This window comes from Pseudoalteromonas sp. MER144-MNA-CIBAN-0113 (assembly GCF_040308965.1).
GTDB lineage: Bacteria > Pseudomonadota > Gammaproteobacteria > Enterobacterales > Alteromonadaceae > Pseudoalteromonas > Pseudoalteromonas tetraodonis.
This window is the reverse complement of sequence record NZ_JBEOOG010000571.1, coordinates 1-240: the sequence shown is the minus strand read 5'-3', so window position 1 is coordinate 240 and position 240 is coordinate 1. Positions and strand designations below refer to the sequence as shown.

Annotated in this window: 1 protein-coding gene; it reads left to right on the top strand. The window is 41.2% G+C overall.

Features of this window, described 5'->3' with window-relative positions; all coding sequences use genetic code 11:
* Positions 1-240: cell division protein ZipA C-terminal FtsZ-binding domain-containing protein (locus AAEY57_RS20985; RefSeq protein ID WP_350608780.1), on the top strand; the 240-nt coding region annotated here is incomplete at both ends.

The following is a 240-nucleotide window of genomic DNA, read 5'->3' as shown; positions in this document are numbered from 1 at the left end:
AGCCTGCAGAGGTTTCAGACTTTGTGATTGTGCATATTCAAATGCCAGATGGAATGAGCATGCAAGGCAGTAAATTATTGCCCGCGGTAAACACCTTAGGGTTTAAATACTCAGAGGAAGGCTTTTTTAATCGTCATTTAGATCCAGCAGGCCAAGGCCCGGTATTATTTAGACTAGTAAATATGTATAACCCAGGTACCTTCGATATTGATAATATGGAACAATTTAGTACCGCAGGCG